The organism is Methylophaga sp. UBA2513 (assembly GCF_002341285.1).
Taxonomy (GTDB): Bacteria; Pseudomonadota; Gammaproteobacteria; order Nitrosococcales; family Methylophagaceae; genus Methylophaga; species Methylophaga marina.
Map to the genome: position 1 here is coordinate 45238 of NZ_DDNT01000020.1, position 18900 is coordinate 64137.

Genomic DNA, 18900 nt, shown 5'->3' on the forward strand with positions numbered 1-18900 from the left:
AAGGCGGATCGTAGCTATGGCATAACTGCAGAACGTGACGTGGTCTAGTTGTCAATATTTAGCGCCTTATAGATGACGGCCTTATCACCTCGAGCGTTCTCGCTGTAATGAATTGGTATCAAATCCCAGTTTGCATATTGCTTCTTTGTCTCTGTATGAGAGCGCTTCTCGATGACAATAAAATAATCAAACTGCTTATTAGTTTGAAGCGTTCTATCGAGTTTTAACCGCGCCTTAGGCTCATTTTCATGGAAATAAAAATCAATAAAAATATCATTGGTAAGAACCCGGCTGTTTTCCGGCAAATTTTGGCTCGCCCAGATCGCCGTTTCTTTTATATAGCCTTTGGTTACACTTGTAGTGAAGGTATCAATGAGACTCGCAAGAAGTAAGAAGGGGATAAGTATAAGGGCAGATTTATTTTTAGCTTGCCAGTAATCATCTATCAAGCGACACATTGCGGGTAACATGAGTATCATCAGTGCCGTAATTAACATGACAGCATAGCGAGTGCTGATGAAGTAATGTTTAAATAGGAATGCAAGCAGAATAATGAGGTTGATGCCAATGAAGAAAATCAGGAAACGACGAGTATTATCGTTAGATGATCCTTTCTTATGCTGGAATTTAGCAAATGTAAATAAAATAAGATTAAGGGGCGATAAGCCAGTAATGATTTTTGTTAATAACATATAAACTAGGCCTGAAGCCAAAATCATTCCGCTGTATCGCTCAGAATATTCATTTAATAGTTCATTACCGATAATGGTCGTTTTACTATGAAATTCATCAGCAATACGTGAGTAATCTAGAAATTGCGTCACGCTAAGTAGTTTACCGAATGCGTTTATCATGCCTTGTTGCTGAGTAAATATCGAGGCTGCCATTGCTCCACCAAAAAGAAACAATGAGCAAAGTCTTAGAGCAGGTTTGATGCCCTCTTTGATTCCGAACTGGAACAATATGAAAAAGGGCGTTGCCATCATAATGGCAACAGCTTCGATACGGAATAAAAGCGCAAATAAAATGCTTAATTGCCAATAGATACCATTTTGCCAAGTCGGTTTTTCTAAAAAAATAATGATTCGATAGATCGATATCGAGATAAAAGCCCAGTAGCCAATATCTCTAATAATATAACTACGGTAGTCATTAAGTGTAGAAAAACAGAGAATGAGTAAGGAAGCAATAAAGACGTATCTTAGGTTAGATAATAATTTATTAGCAATCAGTACTAGCGCATCAGTAAAAACCACAAAAAGCAGGCTATTGATGATCTGCCCACTCAATTCTAGTTGGAGACCTGTAAATTGATGAATAACGGCAATTAAGATGGAGAAAAATGGCCAATTGTACATGGATGCTGTTGCAGCTAACCCACCTTCTATATAAGCTCTCGCCATGTTCAGGTATAAAACACCATCACTATTAATGAGCTGGTCGGTGGAAAATGCCAAGACGGAAAATAGCAGGCTAAAAAAGGCCGTAAATAGACGAATATTGTGAAGGGATAAGTCTGAAAAAAGCGAGTTTAACGGTTTCATAATGTTGGTTTTATTAGTTTAATTACACTGTCAACAGACAGTTGTTTCATACAGTTATGGTGGCCTAATGGGCAAGTACGCTTAAAGCATGGGCTACATTCGATATCTATCTGTGTGATGTGCGCGTTGCTGGCCAAAGGTGGAGTGAATGCCGGAGAGGTCGGACCATATACAACCACTAATGGCACTTGTAAGGCAGCGGCGATGTGCATTAACCCTGAATCATTAGAAACTACCTGATCAGCTGTTCCTAACAGGTCGATGGCTTCTTCTAACTTTGTCTGACCAGCCAGGCTGATAAGGTTGTTTGATTGCTGACTGGAAAGATGGATGATTTCCTCAGCGGTGCAGACATCGGCTTTGGAACCGAGTATCAACACTTGCCAGCCGGATGTAAGAAAAAAATCAGCTAAAGCGGCGTAATGAGAGGTTGGCCATTGTTTGGCTGGGCCAAATTCTGCGCCCGGACAGAGAATAAGTCTTTTTTGACCGTCCGACTTTCGTTTGGGATTAATCGCTTCATTAGCTGGCTCGGCAAGCATCAATGGTGCTTCATAAGCGGGCGGAGTTCGTGATAATGACGCTGGATGCGCCAGAGCGACAAAACGCTCGACCATCATCGGCAAAGCCTGCTTATCGAGTTTTCGGGCATCATTTAGTAAGCCGTAACGATATTCTCCAAGCCATCCCGTTCTTAGCGGTATTTTTGCAAACCAAGGAATTAATGCTGACTTCCAGGAATTAGGCAGCACAATAGCTTGGTCGTAGCGTTTCTCTCGTAATGACTGACCGAGTTTTTTACGCATATTCCAGCCAAAAATACCATGCGATATGGGCATACTGATGGCCTCATTGACCTCTGGCATACGTTGAAGCAGCGGTCGAGTCCAGTCCATAGCGAGCACATCGATGGTGACGTCTGGATTGTTCTTTTTCAACGCTATAAATAGCGATTGTGCCATCACCATATCGCCAACCCATGATGGACCGACTATCAAAATCTTTTTATCAGGGTTCCTTCCCGTCATATTTAATGAAGCGTGCTGTGCGCGATATAGATGAAGATAACGCCCAAGGCGATCAAGCTGATTTGTTGCAAAGACTCTGATGGCTTGATCTTGTCGTGTAAGCCAGGAATTAAATCTGCTACAGCCACGTAAATAAAGCTGGATGCCGCAACAAGCAGAACATAAGGCAGAATTTGTTGCATATCAGAAAGGGCAAAATAACCCAGTAAAGCACCAGCCAACGTGCCTAAACTCGAGAGAATATTGTAATAAAGCGCTTTTTTGCGGCTAAAGCCGCTGTGCAGCAAAATGACAAAATCACCTAACTCTTGTGGAATTTCATGGGCGGCAATAGCTAATGCCGTCACAATACCCAAATGCACGTCTGTTAAAAATGCGGCAGCAATTAAAATGCCGTCGACAAAGTTATGAATTGTATCGCCAATGAGAATTAGCGGGCCTGCAGACTTATGTTTGTGATCGTGATGGTGACCACCGTGGTGATCGGGTCTGTCGAGTTCAGGGATATGTTCGTGACCATGATGGCTATGACAATGTCGCCATAACACCATTTTTTCCAGCGCGAAGAAACTGAGTAGACCAAGCAGTAAGGTAAAGCCGATAGCATGTGCATCAATGGCGTATTCATGTTCGATGGCGTGAGGGATTAAGCCAAGAAATGACGCGCCTAACATGGCACCAATCGCAAAGCTGACCAAATGTGGCACCGTCAAACTACGGTGTTTTTCGGGCAGTAATAAAAAGGATGAAGCGACAACGACGCTTAAAAGTCCGCCTACCAGACTAAAAACGATGATCCAGATGAGTAATTCCATAATGATCCAACAAGGCTGAATTAAGCCGGTAATGATACCTTATTTATTGCCGATCCAGATAAGCGAAACGATGCGACCGGTCTCGCCATCGCGCCGGTATGAAAAAAAGCGTGAGGTCTCGGTCACCGTACAGGCATCGCCTCCAGACATTTGTGTGATGCCTAGCTGCCTTAATCTCAAACGGGCAAGTTGGTAGATATCAGCCAAATAGTGGCTATTATCCGTTTGCTGAAAGGCGACTTGTGCGGTATCTGAGTGATTGATAAATGCCTCAAACACATCTTGACCGACTTCAAATTTTTCGGGACCAATTGCGGGCGCCAGCCAAACATGGAGTTTATCTGTTGAGTCTTGAAAACGTTCTATAGTCGTTTCTATGATGCCATCCGCTAAACCACGCCAGCCAGCATGAATGGCGGCAATTTCAGTACCAGTCTGATTACTGATTAATAGAGGCAAACAATCCGCTGTCATGATGGCGCAGACGTGATCGTTTTGATTACAGTAGATGGCATCTGCTTCGATGCCTTCATACCAGTCCTGACTGTTGATGACCTTAGTACTATGCGTCTGTTGTAACCAAAGCGGGGAAGCCGGCAGCGTCAAGGCTGAGGCAAGTAGTTGACGATTTTTTTCTACATTCTCATGTGTATCGTTAACGTGTTCGGCAAGATTAAGGCTGTCGTATGGGGGCGGGCTGACACCGCCCTTTCTGGTGGTTGTGTATGCCTGAATATGGTCGGGCATTGTCCAGTCTGGCGTGACAAATTCCAGTGATTTTCTAACCATTCACGGCATCCAGCAAATAATTTTGCCAAACTTGAAATAACGCCTCATCAATGGCAGCACAGGAAGAGCGTGGCTCTAATGTGTAACGAAATGAAGGGTTTCCATACAGTGTCGAAGCAAAACCACCGGCTTCTTCCAAGATCAAGTCACCAGCTGCATAGTCCCAGATTTGTTGTTTACCATGAAGATAAATATGGCCCCGTCCGGCTGCTAGCCAGCATAACTCGAGCGCGATAGAACCTAAATTCCGCTGTGAAGCAAAAGGACGATCTCTGACAAGTTTCAACGCTAAATCTTGAGGTAGCCGTTTGAAATCGACAAAGGCAATAGTGTTATCCAAACTGAGATTAGGAGAGGTTAAACGCAGAGGTAAATCATTTAACCAGGCTCCCTGACCACGAAGAGCAGTGAAACTCTCATCTCTCGATGGATCAAGCACCATGGCAAAAGTCACTTTACCTTGCTCGATTAGTGCCAATGAAATGGAGTAAAGAGGCAAGCCAGAAGCAAAATTGCTGGTGCCATCGACCGGATCAAGACACCATATTGGCTTACCAGAATCGAAAAGCTGCTGTTGCTGTTCGGCAGACATTTCTTCACCCAGTAGCGCAATATCAGGATACAGTTCGGCGAGCCTTTTACTTAGAGCGCTTTGTACTGCATCATCTGCTGAGGTGACGATGCTGCCATCTTTTTTGTAATCCCGGCTAACGTTATTGGTCAATGGAAGAAGGGTCGTGAAGGCCACGTCCCTGACAATGTGTTGAATTTGTTGCCGGTCTATATTCATGACTTGAGTATAACAGTGAAAAAAGGAATTTGATTCAATCTATCGATGACAATCTGTAAACTGCTTATCACTTTACTTGCTTTTTGACACCAACAACATGCGCATGCCTCGATTTTATACTGAAACACTGTCATCTTCTGAATCAGAATTTGTCTTACCGGATGACGTGCACCGTCATGCCATTCAAGTGCTGCGGCTCAAACCAGGGGCCAATATTCGTTTGTTCAATGGTGGCGGTATGGAGTATGAAGCAGAGTTGACCCTAGTTGAAAAGCGGCATTCACGCGTGCGCCTGGGCAATGCGATAGAAACACAGAAAGAATCACCATTAGATATCACCTTATTACAAGGCGTTTCACGTGGTGAGAGAATGGACTTTGCTATACAAAAAGCGGTGGAGTTGGGCGTCAAAAAAATTGTGCCTGTGATAACCGAACGTTGCAATGTACAGCTAAATGGTGACCGCGCTGATAAACGATTTCATCATTGGAGAGGTGTCATGATTAGTGCCTGTGAGCAATCAGGTCGGAGTTTTTTGCCTGAATTAAGCCCAGTTCAAACATTAGCCGATGTATTATCTGATTATCAGGATCAGCTGAACTTGGTACTGGATCCTCTAGCAGAAACACGCTTTACTGAGTTGTCAAAACCTCAATCGCTAACCATGTTGATTGGTCCCGAGGGTGGTTTAGCGGATAGCGAAGTGGCGATGGCAAAAGATACCGGTTATCAGGCTGTACAATTTGGACCACGTATTTTACGAACGGAAACAGCCGCAGTGGCAGCTCTGGCTGTCTCTCAAGCATTATGGGGTGATCTAGGGTGAATGACAGCGAAATTATAGTCATCATTCTAGCTGCTATAGCCTGGTTTTGGTGGGACAGTCGCGGTGTGGCTGAACGCGCGACGCTGGCCGCAAAATCGTATTGCGCCAATACCGGCGTGGCTTTTTTAAACGATACGGTGTTCTGGCGTAAGATACGATTTAAACGTAATCGCCAAGGTCGTATACAGTTGCAGCGGTATTACTTTTTTGAATTCGCCAGTGATATGCAGCAGCGTTATCAGGGGGAGGTCATCATGATGGGTAAAAAAGTCGAGTCGATTAAAATGGATGCCTTTCGCGCCGGTTAACATCAACAGAGGATAATCATGACTAAATTGATGGCATTAGTGGTGGATGATTCTCGCGTTGCCAGAATGACCCTAAGCAAATTGCTACGTGACCATAGTTACAGCAGTGTGGAATGGGGTAGCGCTGAAGAAGCAATGCAATGGTTACAGACCACGGATACCTTACCGGATATCATCTTTATGGATGTGATGATGGCGACGATGGATGGCCTGACAGCTACCTCCCAGCTGAAACAACACCCACAATGGGGACATATTCCGGTTGTCATTTGTACAGGTAATGAAACCGAAGCTGATCAGAAAAAAGCGTTTGAGGCAGGTGCCTCAGCTGTTCTGAGCAAACCGCCCGAAGCGGATAAGCTGGAAAGTATATTAGATGAAATTGAGTTCAGCGCTATCCCTCTGCCTGATGCTGCTCATGCTCATGCTCATGCTCATGCTGATTCTGAGTCAGCGCAGCCAGAGATAAATGTCATCCTGGCCTCATTTAAAGATGAGTTACTTCGAGATGTTGAACAACGGTTGCAATCAAGCTCAACGACTCAGTCTGAAGCTTCAGACCCGTTTGGCCGTGATGAGGTTGTGCAGCTGGTAAGAGAGCTCACTGAACAACAGTTTTCCGCTTTAAAACAATCCTTATCAATTCAGCTGAATGAATTGGTGTCGATAACCGCAGAACCGGTTTTAGAGCAAACGCTAAAAGAGATGGACTTAAGTTCAAACATTGATCGCGCTTTGGAGCAAAATGCCGCCAAATGGTTGGATAAACAGCAAAATGTGGTGCGTGAGTCGGTACTTCGCCAGTTAAAACATGATCTAAACCCGCTGGTCGCCAAAAGCCTGGAAAGGTTGGTGAATGAAAAAATATTGCCACTTATTCGTAACCAGGTTACTGCGATGAAAAATGAATTTGATACTACTCATCAGGAGCAATGGGCACAAATTCAGGCGCAACTGATGATGCAGCGTAATATCAGTATTGGTGTGGGTGTGATCGCCTTACTCGCCTTAGTCTTTGTTCTGATTTAATGTTGCCATCAATTCGTGAAGCTCAGGTCTATGGTCGCACTTGCCTAGCTCATTCAAACAGTCCCGATGTCGATGTGCAGTATCTGTTATGTCACGTGTTGACGTGTTCGCCAACACGCCTGTTACTCGATGCCGAGACAGATCTGACAGAGCAGCAATGGCAAGACTTCAAACACCTCATCACGAGACGCCAAACCGGTGAGCCAATAGCGCATATTACGGGCAGCAGGGGGTTTTGGTCACTCGACCTGGCGGTTAATAATTCGACACTTATTCCCCGAGCCGATACCGAATTACTGGTCGCGCTGGCATTGCCAAAGCTGCAGCCGGGTATGCGCATAATCGATTTAGGGACAGGAACGGGGGCCATCGCTCTCTCCATCGCACATGAGCGGCCTGATGTCACTATCATTGCCAGTGACTTTCATCTACAGGCGGTCAAGTTAGCGCAACAAAATGCCCAATCCTATAGGCTTGACCACGTTCATTTCTTTCAAGCTTCCTGGTTGAGTGCATGTCAGCCAGCTCAGTTTGATATGGTGATTTCGAATCCGCCTTATATCGAAGCAGATGACCCACATTTACAGCAGGGTGATGTTCGTTTTGAACCGCTTTCTGCGTTGATATCAGGACCAGACGGGCTTGATGATATACGCCAGATTATCAAGCAGGCTGCGATCTGTCTGAAACCTGGTGGCTGGTTACTCATTGAGCATGGACATGATCAATCCCGGGCAGTGCAGCAATTATTCTCAGAGGCAGGGTTTGTACAGATTTCGGCTCACCAGGACTTTGGTGGTAACGATCGGGTTGTCATAGCACAACTCACGTTATAATGCCGGGCTATTCAGTAGAGTTAACAGACGATGAATGACGAACAGCTACTCCGCTACAGTCGACATATATTACTATCCCAGATGGATATTGAGGGCCAACAGCGTCTGCTTGATAGTCATGTCATGATTATCGGGTTGGGCGGGCTGGGTGCGCCTGTTTCGATGTATCTTGCTGCCTCAGGAGTAGGCCATTTAACGCTGGTCGATGATGACGTGGTTGAATTAGCCAATTTACAACGGCAAATTGTTCATACACATAAGAATATCGGTCGAAAAAAAGTCGACTCCGCATATGAACAGCTCCATGCTCTGAATCCTGATATCGCTATCGACATGATTGATGAGCGCTTGGATAAGCCTGCTATGTTGGCGGCATCGCTTCACGTGGACGTGATCGTGGATTGCACCGACAATTTTGAAACCCGTTTTTTCTTAAATGAGATCAGCAGGGAAAATAAGATACCACTGGTGTCTGGTGCCGCTATCCGCTTTGATGGGCAAGTCACTGTTTATGATCCGCGTCAAGCAGACTCACCTTGTTATCGTTGTCTGTATGAAGATAAAGGCGAACTGCAGGAAACCTGTTCAGAGAGTGGTGTCTTCGCCCCGATGCTGGCCATGATCGGCGGGACTCAGGCTGCGGAGACATTAAAACTATTAGCTGGAATCGGCACCCCATTAACGGGGCGTTTATTACTGCTTGATGGGCTTTCCATGAGTTGGCGTGAGATAAAACTGAAACCTGATCCAAGCTGTCCAGTATGTGCGGACAGTCATCACCGTGAATAAACTGAACAAGCATGTCATGCTGTTGAGAAAAGACAAATAAGTCGAGGATTTGAACACTACTATGAGTCGAATGACAAATACTGTTGAATTGGAACGTGCTGCGGAAATGGCACTGACTGAAGCCAAGAAGCGCGGTGCAAGTGCTGCCGAGGTTGGGCTTAGCCACAGTGAAGGATTATCGGTCACGGTTCGTCAACGTGAAGTCGAAACGTTGGAACACAACAACGACACAGGCTTAGGCATAACGGTCTATTTTGGACATAGCAAAGCATCGTCAAGTACCTCTGATTTAAGTGAAGCGGCCATCACTGAAGCTGTAGGGGCGGCCTGTAATATTGCCAAACATACTCAGGCTGATGAAGCGGCCGGGCTGGCGGATGCTGATTTAATGGCCACTGTATTTCCAGAGTTGTCGCTCTATCACCCATGGTCGATCGATGTTGAAAAGGCGATTGATCTTGCCACGCTATGTGAGCAGGCAGGTCTCGATAACGATCCACGAATATCAAATTCTGAAGGAGCGACCGTTTCCAGTCATACAGGTCAGCGTGTTTATGCCAACAGTCATGGCTTTATGGGAGCAACTCAAAGCAGTCGACATAGTTTGTCTGCAACGCTTATTGCTCAAGATGCACGCGGTATGCAGCGCGACTACTGGTATGACATCAAACGTGATGCTAATGATCTTCTGAGTGCTGAGTCCATCGGTTTAAAAGCTGCAGAACGGACATTATCAAGATTAGGTGCCGGTGAAGTAAAAACAGGTAGCTACCCGGTGATATTCACTGCTCAGATGGCCCCTTCACTGTTCGGACAATTAATTTCAGCTATCCGCGGCGGTGCGCTGTATCGCAAAGCCTCATTTTTGCTGGATAAAAAAGGTGAGCAAATTTTCCCTGAGTTTATTCATGTGCATGAACAACCACATATTCTCAAAGCCTTGGGTAGTGCCAGCTTTGATGGTGAAGGTGTGGCCACACAAAATCGTGACATTATTTTAGGTGGCGTGTTGCAAGGCTATGTGCTCGACAGTTATGCCGCCCGACGCTTGGGTCTGCAAACAACAGGTAATGCCGGTGGTGTGCACAACTTAACGATTGATAGCAGTACTGATGCTGATTTGGCTGCACTGATCAAAAAAATGGATAAAGGCATTATCGTCACAGAAACCATGGGCATGGGGGTTAATATTGTGAATGGTGACTACTCACAAGGTGCCGCTGGCTTTTGGGTGGAAAATGGGGAAATTCAATACCCAGTCGATGAATTTACCATCGCCAGCAACTTGCAAGACATGTTTATGGGAATTGTGGATGTGGGAAGTGACGTGGATATTCGAGGTAATACGCGTTGTGGCTCAGTGCTGATTGATAAAATGATGATAGCGGCTGCATAAGGCCTATGCTGGGTTAGTTGTTGCGTATTTCAGCGATATTAACTGCGTTATATCGGTCAGTTCTAGCAGTGCAAATAATTGAGATAACTGTTGACGCATTATTTTTATGCGATGAGCTTGTTGACTCCGCTGTTGGTTCAGCTGCGGTATAAGATCAGTCTGCTCATCAGCTTCTCTGTCATTGATTGGGCTGACAAAGCATTGAAATGCATGAAATTGTTTGGCTGATAGCCCACGCTGAAGAAAACGATCCTTATCCCTTTGCGTCATAAACTGATGATCAAACATCCACTGCCATTGGTCATGGTGGGTTTCAAATCCGTATAACGCGGTGTTCAGTGATTCACCTTCTTTAGCCTGCAAGCCTTTTACTTGCTCATGCAGTTCAGCTAGATGAATCTCGATAGAACGCCAGAAATTATCCGTATGCTGGTCAGCACCATTTCGTTCCGTGCAGCCAATGACCGAGATGTGTCTCTGACCTGATTCATCAACGCCCAGAAATAGCGGAATCGATTCTGAGGTAGTAAGTAAGCAGGGTAGGAATAAACGACTTTCATGATGCTGTATCAGGTCATCATGATTTTGTTTGAGTTGTGAATGGTTGCTGGCAATGATGTTGTCAAAAAACTGATTCTGGCTGGCGGAGCAATGCTCATGAATGCGTTCAAACCCCAGTTGATACTTGTTCTCCCAGCGTTTTTTATTTTTGAGTTGATAGGGAATACGTTGCAGACTGACCTTTTTTGTCTGACTTTGCCAGCGAGGAAAATCAACATAAACGACTTTATCCAGAGTCAGTTCAACGTTTAATGGTAGCGTCACTGATAAACCATGACTTGAGACATCCACACTGGTGCTGTTCCACTCTTGTTCATTGAAATGTAAGGTGACCGGAGTACGGATATGATATCGCTGAACCTGGCGTTTAATAACATGACTCAAGGCATATGGCGTAGGCAAATCATTTAACTCCCACATCGGGATGTCATAACATTCTGGCGTACTCTCTTGCGTATGTGTAGATTTGATTTCGGTGTCTGATAGCGCGGTTTGTAAGTCAATCAAACGAATAGCATATTGTGGATAGTGCAGATTATTTGCTAGCTGTTCTGCGTAGGCTGGGGCATGTTCCTTGAGCATGCTCAGAGATGATGCAGACACAGAATCATCAATTTCGATTGGGCTTTGCAGCATCAGAAAAAGATGCTGTTGCTCCATATTAGCGTGACTAAGTAATGCGCTGACTTGCTTGTCTGATTTTAATGAAGAAAAACATAAGCGTTTGTCACCGATCAAAATCAATCGTTTCTCTTGTTGTTTCTGTTCAGGCGCTGGCAGACTCTCAATCAGTGCACTCAGATTAGTTTGCCAATGTTGCGTCTGCCACTGTGCTTCAGCAGCACAAAAAATAGCCTGATAATCCGGATAGTCTGCATATTGCACTTGCCACAATACCGGGGAAGCAAGATGGTTAACCCACAGGCGTCGATAAAAAGTTTTTTGTAAATTGAGTAACTCATACTCGGTATCAATATGACGCTGTTTAGCCAGATGTTCAATAAAGCCAGACATCCACTCTACAAATTCCATATCCGCGTTTTCTTGGGTAAGAATGAGGGTGGAGTAGGCTTCATCGTGTTCCAGTTTTAATATCTGATAACGCTGAAGCGAGAGAAAAGTGTGACGGTGTTTTTCTGCAAGCTCGCTAAATTCAACCGTCACAGAGTCGCCAATGTGCAGTGTATAACTACGCTTTATCGTCACCCGGATAGCCGTTGAAGATATATTGACGGTATGGCCGCTGTATAGCACATCTGCAATCCGAAGTTTGATGGGCGTACTAAAATTCAGTCGTTGCTCTGCTCGGGCAAAATTCTCATCCAGCTTCAGTCGTTGAATTTTTGTTTGGTCATCTTCCTCTGGCTCCTCCGTGATAATGGCCTGTTCTAGTTGTCTGATCGTTTTCAGCACGGCTTCGTAGACTGCCACGGTGTAGCGGCCCTGAGTACGCTGCATGAGTTGTTTAACTAGGAGATAAGCTCTATCATCCAAATAATGTCGACGGCCACCAAACTCATAGGCCTGACATTCCCCGCTCACCTTGCCTCGTAAATCAATAATTCGCAGGCAATCTTTGTTAAGACGTTGTTTTTCTAATCCTTGCAAAAAGTCTTGGTTTTTTTGCTTAAGATCAGCATTTTCAGCCATGGTGGTATGAGCTACACGTGATATTCGGCAGGCGTTTTTGCCTGAATACTCAAGGCGTGAATTTTCGATTTCATCAGAGATTCAACCTGCTCAAAAACCAAACGATGACGTTTGATAAGTGTTAAGCCTGAGAAGGCGTCACTGACAATCAGCAAGTTGTAATGACCACCACCTGTATTGCCAGCATGACCAGCATGTTTATCGCTGTCATCTTCAATTTCAATCAGTTCAGGTGATAGGGCTTGCAGTGCAGTTTTGATATCGTCAATGGTGCTCATGGTAAGACTTTTTTAAAGGGTTTAACGGTGACGTTGGCGTAGACATCAGCATCCACATAAGGATCTTCTGCTGCCCATGATTGTGCTTGTTCGAGGCTATCAAACTCAGCAACAACCAGACTCCCACTGAATCCAGCTTCTCCCGGGGCTTCTGTGTCAACAGCAGGGTGAGGACCAGCCAAAACAAGACGGCCTTGGTTCTGTAGTACTTGAAGACGTTCCAAATGCGCAGGTCTGGCAGCAAGACGCTTGCTGAGACTGTCTGGATTATCTTCGCTGATAATGGCGTATAACATAATTCACAATCCCTATTTTTTTACTTCTACAGCATGTTTGGCCAAATAAATGGACTGTGCCACAACAAAGACGATGGTTAGTCCTAACATGCCAAATAATTTGAAGTTAACCCACGTAGCTTCATCATAGTTAAAGGCCACATACAGGTTAACGAGACCGGATAATATAAAAAAAGCGACCCAGGCCAGGTTGAGACGAGTCCAGACTTTGGCTGGTAATTGAATATGATCCGCCATCATTCGTTCCAGCAACGATTTATCGGTAAACAGATAAGCCCCTATAAAGACTAATGCGAATAACCAGTTTACTGCCGTGGGTTTCCACTTAATAAAGTACGGGTTATGTAACCAGAGCGTCAGCCCGCCTAACACTAGCACTAAGGCCAGGGTGATTAAATGCGCACGTTCGACCTTTCGATACAACAACCAAGTGATGCAAACCTGTAATAAACTGACCACAATCATGACGGCGGTCGCGACATAGATACCTTCTAGCTGATAGCTTATGCCATTAAACGTGTACTCTCCGCCGCCGAACTTATACGCTACAAAAAACAACACTATTGGCAGGAAATCGAAGAATAATTTCATTTCGTTTTTTCACTTCAAGCAGGATGTCTGCATTCTATCGTAAAATATCACCTATGACTCAGTTTGACTTACATACCCATTCCACCGCGTCTGATGGTTCGCTCACACCAGAAGCGTTGGTATCGCGCGCCAAACAACAAGGTGTTACCCATCTTGCGTTGACAGACCATGATGGTACAGAAGGCATCAGACAGGCGATGAAGGAGGCTCTGTCTCAGGATATTGTTCTGATTCCTGGTGTAGAAATCTCCGTTAGCTGGCATGGTGCGACCGTGCATATTGTCGGTTTACAAATTGATATTGATAATGCGGCTTTGCAGGAAGGATTATCAGCTTTGCGAGATTATCGGCGTCAGCGAGCCATAGATATTGCAAGCCGATTAGAGAAAGCCGGCATCCCTGGAGCCTATGATGGTGCGAGTCAATATGCATCTGAAACGATGATGGGACGTGTACATTTTGCTCGCTTTTTAGTTGAAAAAGGCTATGCAAAAGATATGAAGGATGTGTTTAAGCGCTTTTTGGTTCGTAACAAACCGGGGTATGTCAGTGGCAATTGGGCCAGCCTCGAAGAGACCGTTAACTGGATTAATGCTGCTGGTGGACAAGCAGTGATAGCGCATCCGGCACGGTATAAAATGACGGCGACAAAACGTCGGAAATTAGTCGCTGAATTTAAAGATCTGGGCGGGGCGGGTATTGAAGTTGCCTCAGGATCTCAGCACCCGGAAGAGGTGAGAACAATGGCACGACTGGCAACAGAATTTGATTTGCTGGCTTCTGCAGGCTCCGACTTTCACAGCCCTGACAATAGCTATACTGAACTCGGTAAAATGACAGACTTGCCGCCAAACGTGACACCCATCTGGTCTACATGGGTGAATTAAGACCAATTTTTTATAAAGTGATTTCATATGAGCCAGTTTTTTCAAATACATCCAGAGAATCCTCAGGTCAGACTCATCAAACAGGCCTGCGAAATTATTCGTGGTGGTGGTTTGATTGTCTACCCCACTGACTCTGGTTATGCACTGGGATGCCAGATTGGCGATAACAATGCCATGGAACGACTGCGTCGGATTCGCCAACTGGATGTAGATCATAACTTTACTTTGGTGTGTCGGGATTTATCAGAACTCTCAACCTATGCAAAATTCAACAATGCGGTCTTTCGTCTTTTAAAGGCCTACACTCCCGGTCCTTACACCTTTATTTTACCGGCGACCAAGGAAGTACCTAGAAAATTACAGCATCCCAAACGAAAAACCATCGGTTTACGCATTCCGGAACATACGATTGCATTGGCACTGCTGGAAGAATTGAATGAGCCCTTAATGAGTTCAACGCTCATCTTGCCTGGTGATGATATGCCCATGACCGATGCCGATGACATTGTTGACGCCATTGGTAAGCAGGTGGATCTAATTATTGATGGCGGTGCCTGTGGTGCAGAACCCACCACCGTGGTTGAATTTGTTGATGACTTACCTGAAGTTACCCGACATGGCATGGGAGATACTGCGCCGTTCGAGAGTTAAGCGTATGTGGATAACGCTAATTCTGGTTTTCGCCTTTTTCATCTTGTGTTTATCTCAGTCACGCGCTGACTGGGGTGGCATGCATGTGAACTGGCTGGATGGTCTAACCCGTCTTCTTTGCAAAGTATTACATCGTCATCCTGGTCTGGTGTTGCCCTTGCCCTTGCCAGAACAAGGCCCAGCTATTGTGGCTGCTAATCATGTTTCCGGGCTTGATCCCTTATTGTTGATTGCGGCGAGTCGTCGACCATTACGGTTTCTGATCGCCTCAGAAGAATATCATCGGCCAGTCCTTCATTGGATTTTCAAAGCGGCCGGTTGTATTCCTGTTGACCGTAAGGGCAGAGCAGAACAAGCATTGCGAGCAGCAAGACGCGCTCTGGAACAGGGAGAGGTTATTGCCTTATTTCCTCATGGCAAAATTCATTTAGATAGCGATCCACCAAGACCAATAAAAGCAGGCGTTGTTCGCTTAGCCATATGGACAAAAACACCAATATATCCAGTGCGATTGGATGGGATTAGAGCGCAGGGACAGGTATTGCTCGCTCCCTTTGTTCCCAGTCATGTTCAGATCCGTGTTGGCAAACCGTTATCACCTTTACAGGAAATCGATGTGCTTAAAGCTCAATTAACAAGCTATATCGAAACGTTACAAAAACATCCGCATTAACTCTCTTGATTTTTATCGAGGTTTACCCCATTTCTGTATTAACTTACTTTTTTAGGGGAAATACCTCTTATGCAAATCGATAAATTAACCAGTAAATTTCATGAAGCACTCGCTGCGGCCCAAAGTATGGCTGTCGGGCAAGATCATCAGTTCATTGAACCTGTACATTTAATGTTGGCCTTGTTGCAACAACAAAATGGCAGTGTCAAACCGATTTTGGCCCAGAGTGGTGTCAATGTAGCCGCTTATCAAGCGGAGTTAGAACAGCAGTTATCACGACTGGCCCAAGTGGAAGGTGGCAATGGTGATATCCATGTTTCACAAGACTTAAGCCGGTTATTAAATCAAACCGATAAGCTGGCACAAAAACGTCAGGATCAGTACATTTCCAGTGAACTGTTTGTATTGGCATTGGCAGAAGATAAAAACCAATATGGCGATCTATTACGTCAGCATGGTGGTAACAAAACGGCGATTAATAACGCCATCGATAAGATTCGTGGAGGGGAGCGCGTGACTGATCCAAATGCAGAAGAACAACGGCAGGCCTTGGAGAAATACACCATTGATCTGACTGCAAGAGCAGAAGCAGGCAAATTAGATCCGGTGATTGGTCGTGATGATGAAATTCGTCGTACTGTTCAAGTCTTACAGCGCCGTACTAAAAATAACCCCGTTCTTATCGGTGAACCTGGTGTCGGTAAAACCGCGATTGTGGAAGGATTAGCACAACGTATCGTCAATGGTGAAGTGCCTGATGGTATGAAAAATAAACGGGTTTTAGCGCTGGATATGGGGTCTTTGATTGCCGGTGCTAAATTCCGTGGTGAGTTTGAAGAACGCCTGAAAGCTGTTTTGAATGATCTATCGAAACAAGAAGGTCAGATTATTCTGTTTATTGATGAAATCCATACCATGGTAGGGGCCGGTAAAGCGGAAGGCGCGATGGATGCCGGTAATATGCTCAAGCCCGCACTGGCGCGTGGTGAACTTCACTGCATCGGTGCCACCACCTTAAATGAATATCGTCAGTATGTGGAAAAAGATGCGGCTTTAGAGCGTCGCTTCCAAAAAGTGCTCGTTGGTGAGCCTACTGTCGAATCGACCATCGCCATCTTACGTGGGCTGACAGAACGCTATGAGGTCCATCATGGTGTCGATATTACGGATCCGGCGATTGTGGCTGCGGCGACCTTGTCCAACCGTTACATTACAGACAGAAAGTTACCAGATAAAGCGATTGACCTTATTGATGAAGCCGCCAGTCGCATTCGTATGGAAATCGATTCCAAGCCAGAGGTGTTAGATCGCCTGGAACGTCGTTTGATTCAATTAAAAATTGAACGCATGGCACTGAAAAAACAAAGTGATGATGCCTCCAAAAAACGTCTGGAAACGCTTGAGACCGAGATGAAAAAACTGGCCAGAGAATATACTGATCTGGAAGAAGTCTGGAAGTCTGAGAAAGCATCACTTCACGGTAGTCAGCACGTAAAAGAAGAGCTGGAAAAAGCGCGTCTTGAACTTGATGCAGCTAATCGTAATGCTGATTATGAAAAAATGGCGAAACTACAATACGGACGTATTCCTGAGTTGGAAAAACAGCTGAAACTGGCGACAGAAGCTGAGATGCAGGAGTTCACTCTGCTACGTAACAAAGTGGGTGAAGAGGAAATCGCTGAAGTTGTGTCCAAATGGACGGGCATTCCCATTTCTAAAATGCTGGAAGGTGAACGTGACAAACTGCTGAAAATGGACGACGCCTTACATGAAACCGTGATTGGTCAGGATGAAGCGGTTACCTCAGTGGCCAATGCGATTCGTCGTAGTCGAGCAGGCTTATCTGATCCGCAACGTCCCAATGGCTCGTTCCTGTTTTTAGGGCCTACAGGTGTGGGTAAAACAGAATTATGTAAATCACTAGCTAACTTCCTGTTTGATACACAGGACGCGATGATTCGAATTGATATGTCTGAGTTTATGGAAAAACATTCCGTCGCTCGTCTGGTCGGTGCGCCGCCTGGTTATGTTGGGTATGAGGAAGGTGGCTATTTGACGGAAGCGGTCAGACGTAAACCTTATTCTGTCATTTTGTTAGATGAGGTGGAAAAAGCCCATCCGGATGTCTTTAACATCCTGCTTCAGGTGTTGGACGATGGCCGTTTGACTGATGGACAGGGGCGTACAGTGGATTTCCGTAATACCGTTATTGTGATGACCTCTAATTTAGGCTCAAGCGTGATTCAGGAAATGGCCGGTGAAGAAAATTATGACGCCATGAAGGCGGCGGTCATGGAGATTGTGGCACAACATTTCCGTCCGGAGTTTATCAACCGGGTTGATGATGTGGTGGTATTCCATCCATTACAACAGGCGCAAATCCGTGCGATTGCTGAGATTCAGTTATCTCATCTGCGTGCAAGACTGGCCGAGCGTGAGATGAAGCTGATGTTATCTGATGAGGCATTGGATTTGATTGCTTCAGAAGGCTTTGACCCTGTCTATGGTGCAAGACCACTGAAACGTGTGATTCAACAGGAGATTGAAAACCCTCTGGCGCAGGACTTATTGTCAGGTAAGTTCTCAGCGGGTGATACCGTCAATATCGATGTTGAAGCCGATAAACTGGTTTTCAAAGAACTGAAGCTTCACTAAAACATGAGAAAAAAAGAAGGGAGAAAACCGAGGTTTATCTCCCTTCACCAAGGGGCAACTTACCAGGCTTTATAAGGTAAAAATTTGCCATTCATTGTCACAACAACACGATCCCCCTTGGGGTCGTGTTCCCGCTCTACCGACATATTAAAATCAATGGCACTCATAATGCCATCGCCAAACTTTTCTTGAATGACTTCTTTCAGAGTGGGGCCATATACGCCAACAATTTCATAGAGGCGATAAATCAATGGATCTTTAGGCACGCTCTCATCCCAACTTTTGATCGGGTAAGCCTCAAGTGCTGTTTTGACTTCGGCTGGTAGTTCTAAAAGTTCACATAAGGCATGTGCTTTTTCGGCTGGCATGCTATTCATGCCCATGCAAGCTGAAGTGGTCCACACAGTGGACATACCGATGGTGTTGGCAATCGTTTCCCACTGAAGCTGTTTACTTTCTTTAGCCACCATGATGGCTTGAGTCATATCCAGTTTGTTCATCTTATTTC

20 protein-coding genes are annotated in these 18900 nt (G+C 45.2%); 10 read left to right on the forward strand and 10 right to left on the reverse strand.

The annotated features are described in order from the left end of the window. Window positions 1-44: 44 nt before the first annotated feature. From B3V56_RS11940 to B3V56_RS11960, 5 genes are read right to left on the reverse strand one after another with little or no spacing between them, the layout of a single operon-like run. Window positions 45-1544: a hypothetical protein gene (locus B3V56_RS11940; RefSeq protein ID WP_289283732.1), complete on the reverse strand. Its 1500-nt coding sequence runs from the start codon at window positions 1542-1544 to the stop codon at window positions 45-47. Next, window positions 1541-2572, reverse strand: a complete 1032-nt coding sequence (waaF, locus tag B3V56_RS11945) for a lipopolysaccharide heptosyltransferase II (RefSeq protein WP_289283731.1) — start codon at window positions 2570-2572, stop codon at window positions 1541-1543. The genes B3V56_RS11940 and waaF overlap by 4 nt, the downstream gene beginning before the upstream one ends. A gap of 2 nt (window positions 2573-2574) precedes the next feature. Next, window positions 2575-3387 carry a ZIP family metal transporter gene (locus tag B3V56_RS11950; protein WP_289283730.1) on the reverse strand — a complete coding sequence of 271 codons (813 nt, stop codon included), beginning with the start codon at window positions 3385-3387 and terminating at the stop codon, window positions 2575-2577. A 39-nt stretch (window positions 3388-3426) separates the two neighbouring features. Next, entirely contained in the window at window positions 3427-4176 is a 750-nt protein-coding gene (gene pgeF, locus B3V56_RS11955; RefSeq protein ID WP_289284328.1) for a peptidoglycan editing factor PgeF, read from the reverse strand. Beyond that, on the reverse strand, window positions 4169-4966 hold the full coding sequence (locus tag B3V56_RS11960) for an inositol monophosphatase family protein (RefSeq protein ID WP_289283728.1): 798 nt from the start codon (window positions 4964-4966) through the stop codon (window positions 4169-4171). Before B3V56_RS11960 ends, pgeF begins: the two co-directional genes overlap by 8 nt. Before the next feature lie 103 nt (window positions 4967-5069). On the opposite strand from B3V56_RS11960, the gene B3V56_RS11965 reads away from it, so the two are divergent. The 6 genes from B3V56_RS11965 to pmbA all read left to right on the forward strand — a co-directional run bounded on the left by B3V56_RS11965 (window position 5070) and on the right by pmbA (window position 10150). Further along, window positions 5070-5792, forward strand: coding sequence for a 16S rRNA (uracil(1498)-N(3))-methyltransferase (locus B3V56_RS11965; protein ID WP_289283727.1), 723 nt, complete (start codon window positions 5070-5072; stop codon window positions 5790-5792). Then, on the forward strand, window positions 5789-6100 hold the full coding sequence (locus B3V56_RS11970) for a DUF3301 domain-containing protein (RefSeq protein WP_289283726.1): 312 nt from the start codon (window positions 5789-5791) through the stop codon (window positions 6098-6100). The genes B3V56_RS11965 and B3V56_RS11970 overlap by 4 nt, the downstream gene beginning before the upstream one ends. An 18-nt stretch (window positions 6101-6118) precedes the next feature. After that, a complete protein-coding gene (locus tag B3V56_RS11975; RefSeq protein ID WP_289284329.1) occupies window positions 6119-7129 on the forward strand; it encodes a response regulator in 1011 nt (336 codons plus the stop codon). After that, window positions 7129-7965: a peptide chain release factor N(5)-glutamine methyltransferase gene (gene prmC, locus B3V56_RS11980; protein ID WP_289284330.1), complete on the forward strand. Its 837-nt coding sequence runs from the start codon at window positions 7129-7131 to the stop codon at window positions 7963-7965. Before B3V56_RS11975 ends, prmC begins: the two co-directional genes overlap by 1 nt. Window positions 7966-7995: 30 nt before the next feature. Further along, the gene (locus B3V56_RS11985; RefSeq protein ID WP_289283750.1) at window positions 7996-8754 is read left to right on the forward strand and encodes a HesA/MoeB/ThiF family protein; all 759 of its coding nucleotides are present in this window, start codon (window positions 7996-7998) and stop codon (window positions 8752-8754) included. A 61-nt stretch (window positions 8755-8815) separates the two neighbouring features. Continuing rightward, a complete protein-coding gene (gene pmbA, locus B3V56_RS11990) occupies window positions 8816-10150 on the forward strand; it encodes a metalloprotease PmbA (RefSeq protein ID WP_289283751.1) in 1335 nt (444 codons plus the stop codon). 3 nt (window positions 10151-10153) lie between these two features. Here pmbA and B3V56_RS11995 read toward each other — a convergent pair whose 3' ends face one another. From B3V56_RS11995 to B3V56_RS12010, 4 genes are read right to left on the reverse strand one after another with little or no spacing between them, the layout of a single operon-like run. Beyond that, window positions 10154-12361, reverse strand: coding sequence for a PilZ domain-containing protein (locus B3V56_RS11995; protein WP_289284331.1), 2208 nt, complete (start codon window positions 12359-12361; stop codon window positions 10154-10156). A gap of 11 nt (window positions 12362-12372) precedes the next feature. Then, the gene (locus B3V56_RS12000) at window positions 12373-12639 is read right to left on the reverse strand and encodes a BolA family protein (protein ID WP_289283754.1); all 267 of its coding nucleotides are present in this window, start codon (window positions 12637-12639) and stop codon (window positions 12373-12375) included. Continuing rightward, window positions 12636-12935 carry a YciI family protein gene (locus tag B3V56_RS12005; RefSeq protein WP_289244584.1) on the reverse strand — a complete coding sequence of 100 codons (300 nt, stop codon included), beginning with the start codon at window positions 12933-12935 and terminating at the stop codon, window positions 12636-12638. The genes B3V56_RS12000 and B3V56_RS12005 overlap by 4 nt, the downstream gene beginning before the upstream one ends. Window positions 12936-12947: 12 nt before the next feature. Further along, window positions 12948-13526, reverse strand: a complete 579-nt coding sequence (locus B3V56_RS12010; RefSeq protein WP_289283755.1) for a septation protein A — start codon at window positions 13524-13526, stop codon at window positions 12948-12950. 53 nt (window positions 13527-13579) lie between these two features. Between B3V56_RS12010 and B3V56_RS12015 the strand changes: the two genes are divergently transcribed. From B3V56_RS12015 to clpB, 4 genes are all read left to right on the forward strand, one after another. Further along, the gene (locus B3V56_RS12015) at window positions 13580-14413 is read left to right on the forward strand and encodes a PHP domain-containing protein (protein WP_289284332.1); all 834 of its coding nucleotides are present in this window, start codon (window positions 13580-13582) and stop codon (window positions 14411-14413) included. Window positions 14414-14440: 27 nt separating this feature from the next. Continuing rightward, entirely contained in the window at window positions 14441-15064 is a 624-nt protein-coding gene (locus B3V56_RS12020) for an L-threonylcarbamoyladenylate synthase (protein ID WP_289283758.1), read from the forward strand. Next, window positions 15030-15737, forward strand: a complete 708-nt coding sequence (locus B3V56_RS12025) for a lysophospholipid acyltransferase family protein (RefSeq protein ID WP_289283759.1) — start codon at window positions 15030-15032, stop codon at window positions 15735-15737. Before B3V56_RS12020 ends, B3V56_RS12025 begins: the two co-directional genes overlap by 35 nt. A gap of 69 nt (window positions 15738-15806) precedes the next feature. Continuing rightward, window positions 15807-18392: an ATP-dependent chaperone ClpB gene (gene clpB, locus B3V56_RS12030; protein ID WP_289284333.1), complete on the forward strand. Its 2586-nt coding sequence runs from the start codon at window positions 15807-15809 to the stop codon at window positions 18390-18392. A gap of 59 nt (window positions 18393-18451) precedes the next feature. Here the strand turns inward: clpB and cynS are convergent, their stop codons facing one another. Then, window positions 18452-18892: a cyanase gene (gene cynS / locus B3V56_RS12035; protein ID WP_286305649.1), complete on the reverse strand. Its 441-nt coding sequence runs from the start codon at window positions 18890-18892 to the stop codon at window positions 18452-18454. Window positions 18893-18900 lie beyond the last annotated feature (8 nt).

Bases quoted from the DNA above. Each gene is read 5' to 3' on its own strand.
- B3V56_RS12025 (WP_289283759.1), top strand. From the start codon at position 15,030: ATGGCATGGGAGATACTGCGCCGTTCGAGAGTTAAGCGTATGTGGATA.
- B3V56_RS12000 (WP_289283754.1), bottom strand. From the start codon at position 12,639: ATGAGCACCATTGACGATATCAAAACTGCACTGCAAGCCCTATCACCT.
- B3V56_RS11940 (WP_289283732.1), bottom strand. From the start codon at position 1,544: ATGAAACCGTTAAACTCGCTTTTTTCAGACTTATCCCTTCACAATATT.
- B3V56_RS11985 (WP_289283750.1), top strand. From the start codon at position 7,996: ATGAATGACGAACAGCTACTCCGCTACAGTCGACATATATTACTATCC.
- B3V56_RS12010 (WP_289283755.1), bottom strand. From the start codon at position 13,526: ATGAAATTATTCTTCGATTTCCTGCCAATAGTGTTGTTTTTTGTAGCG.
- B3V56_RS11965 (WP_289283727.1), top strand. From the start codon at position 5,070: ATGCCTCGATTTTATACTGAAACACTGTCATCTTCTGAATCAGAATTT.
- B3V56_RS11975 (WP_289284329.1), top strand. From the start codon at position 6,119: ATGACTAAATTGATGGCATTAGTGGTGGATGATTCTCGCGTTGCCAGA.
- B3V56_RS11950 (WP_289283730.1), bottom strand. From the start codon at position 3,387: ATGGAATTACTCATCTGGATCATCGTTTTTAGTCTGGTAGGCGGACTT.
- B3V56_RS12020 (WP_289283758.1), top strand. From the start codon at position 14,441: ATGAGCCAGTTTTTTCAAATACATCCAGAGAATCCTCAGGTCAGACTC.
- clpB (WP_289284333.1), top strand. From the start codon at position 15,807: ATGCAAATCGATAAATTAACCAGTAAATTTCATGAAGCACTCGCTGCG.
- cynS (WP_286305649.1), bottom strand. From the start codon at position 18,892: ATGAACAAACTGGATATGACTCAAGCCATCATGGTGGCTAAAGAAAGT.
- B3V56_RS11995 (WP_289284331.1), bottom strand. From the start codon at position 12,361: ATGGCTGAAAATGCTGATCTTAAGCAAAAAAACCAAGACTTTTTGCAA.
- B3V56_RS12015 (WP_289284332.1), top strand. From the start codon at position 13,580: ATGACTCAGTTTGACTTACATACCCATTCCACCGCGTCTGATGGTTCG.
- B3V56_RS11960 (WP_289283728.1), bottom strand. From the start codon at position 4,966: ATGAATATAGACCGGCAACAAATTCAACACATTGTCAGGGACGTGGCC.
- pmbA (WP_289283751.1), top strand. From the start codon at position 8,816: ATGAGTCGAATGACAAATACTGTTGAATTGGAACGTGCTGCGGAAATG.
- waaF (WP_289283731.1), bottom strand. From the start codon at position 2,572: ATGACGGGAAGGAACCCTGATAAAAAGATTTTGATAGTCGGTCCATCA.
- prmC (WP_289284330.1), top strand. From the start codon at position 7,129: ATGTTGCCATCAATTCGTGAAGCTCAGGTCTATGGTCGCACTTGCCTA.
- pgeF (WP_289284328.1), bottom strand. From the start codon at position 4,176: ATGGTTAGAAAATCACTGGAATTTGTCACGCCAGACTGGACAATGCCC.
- B3V56_RS12005 (WP_289244584.1), bottom strand. From the start codon at position 12,935: ATGTTATACGCCATTATCAGCGAAGATAATCCAGACAGTCTCAGCAAG.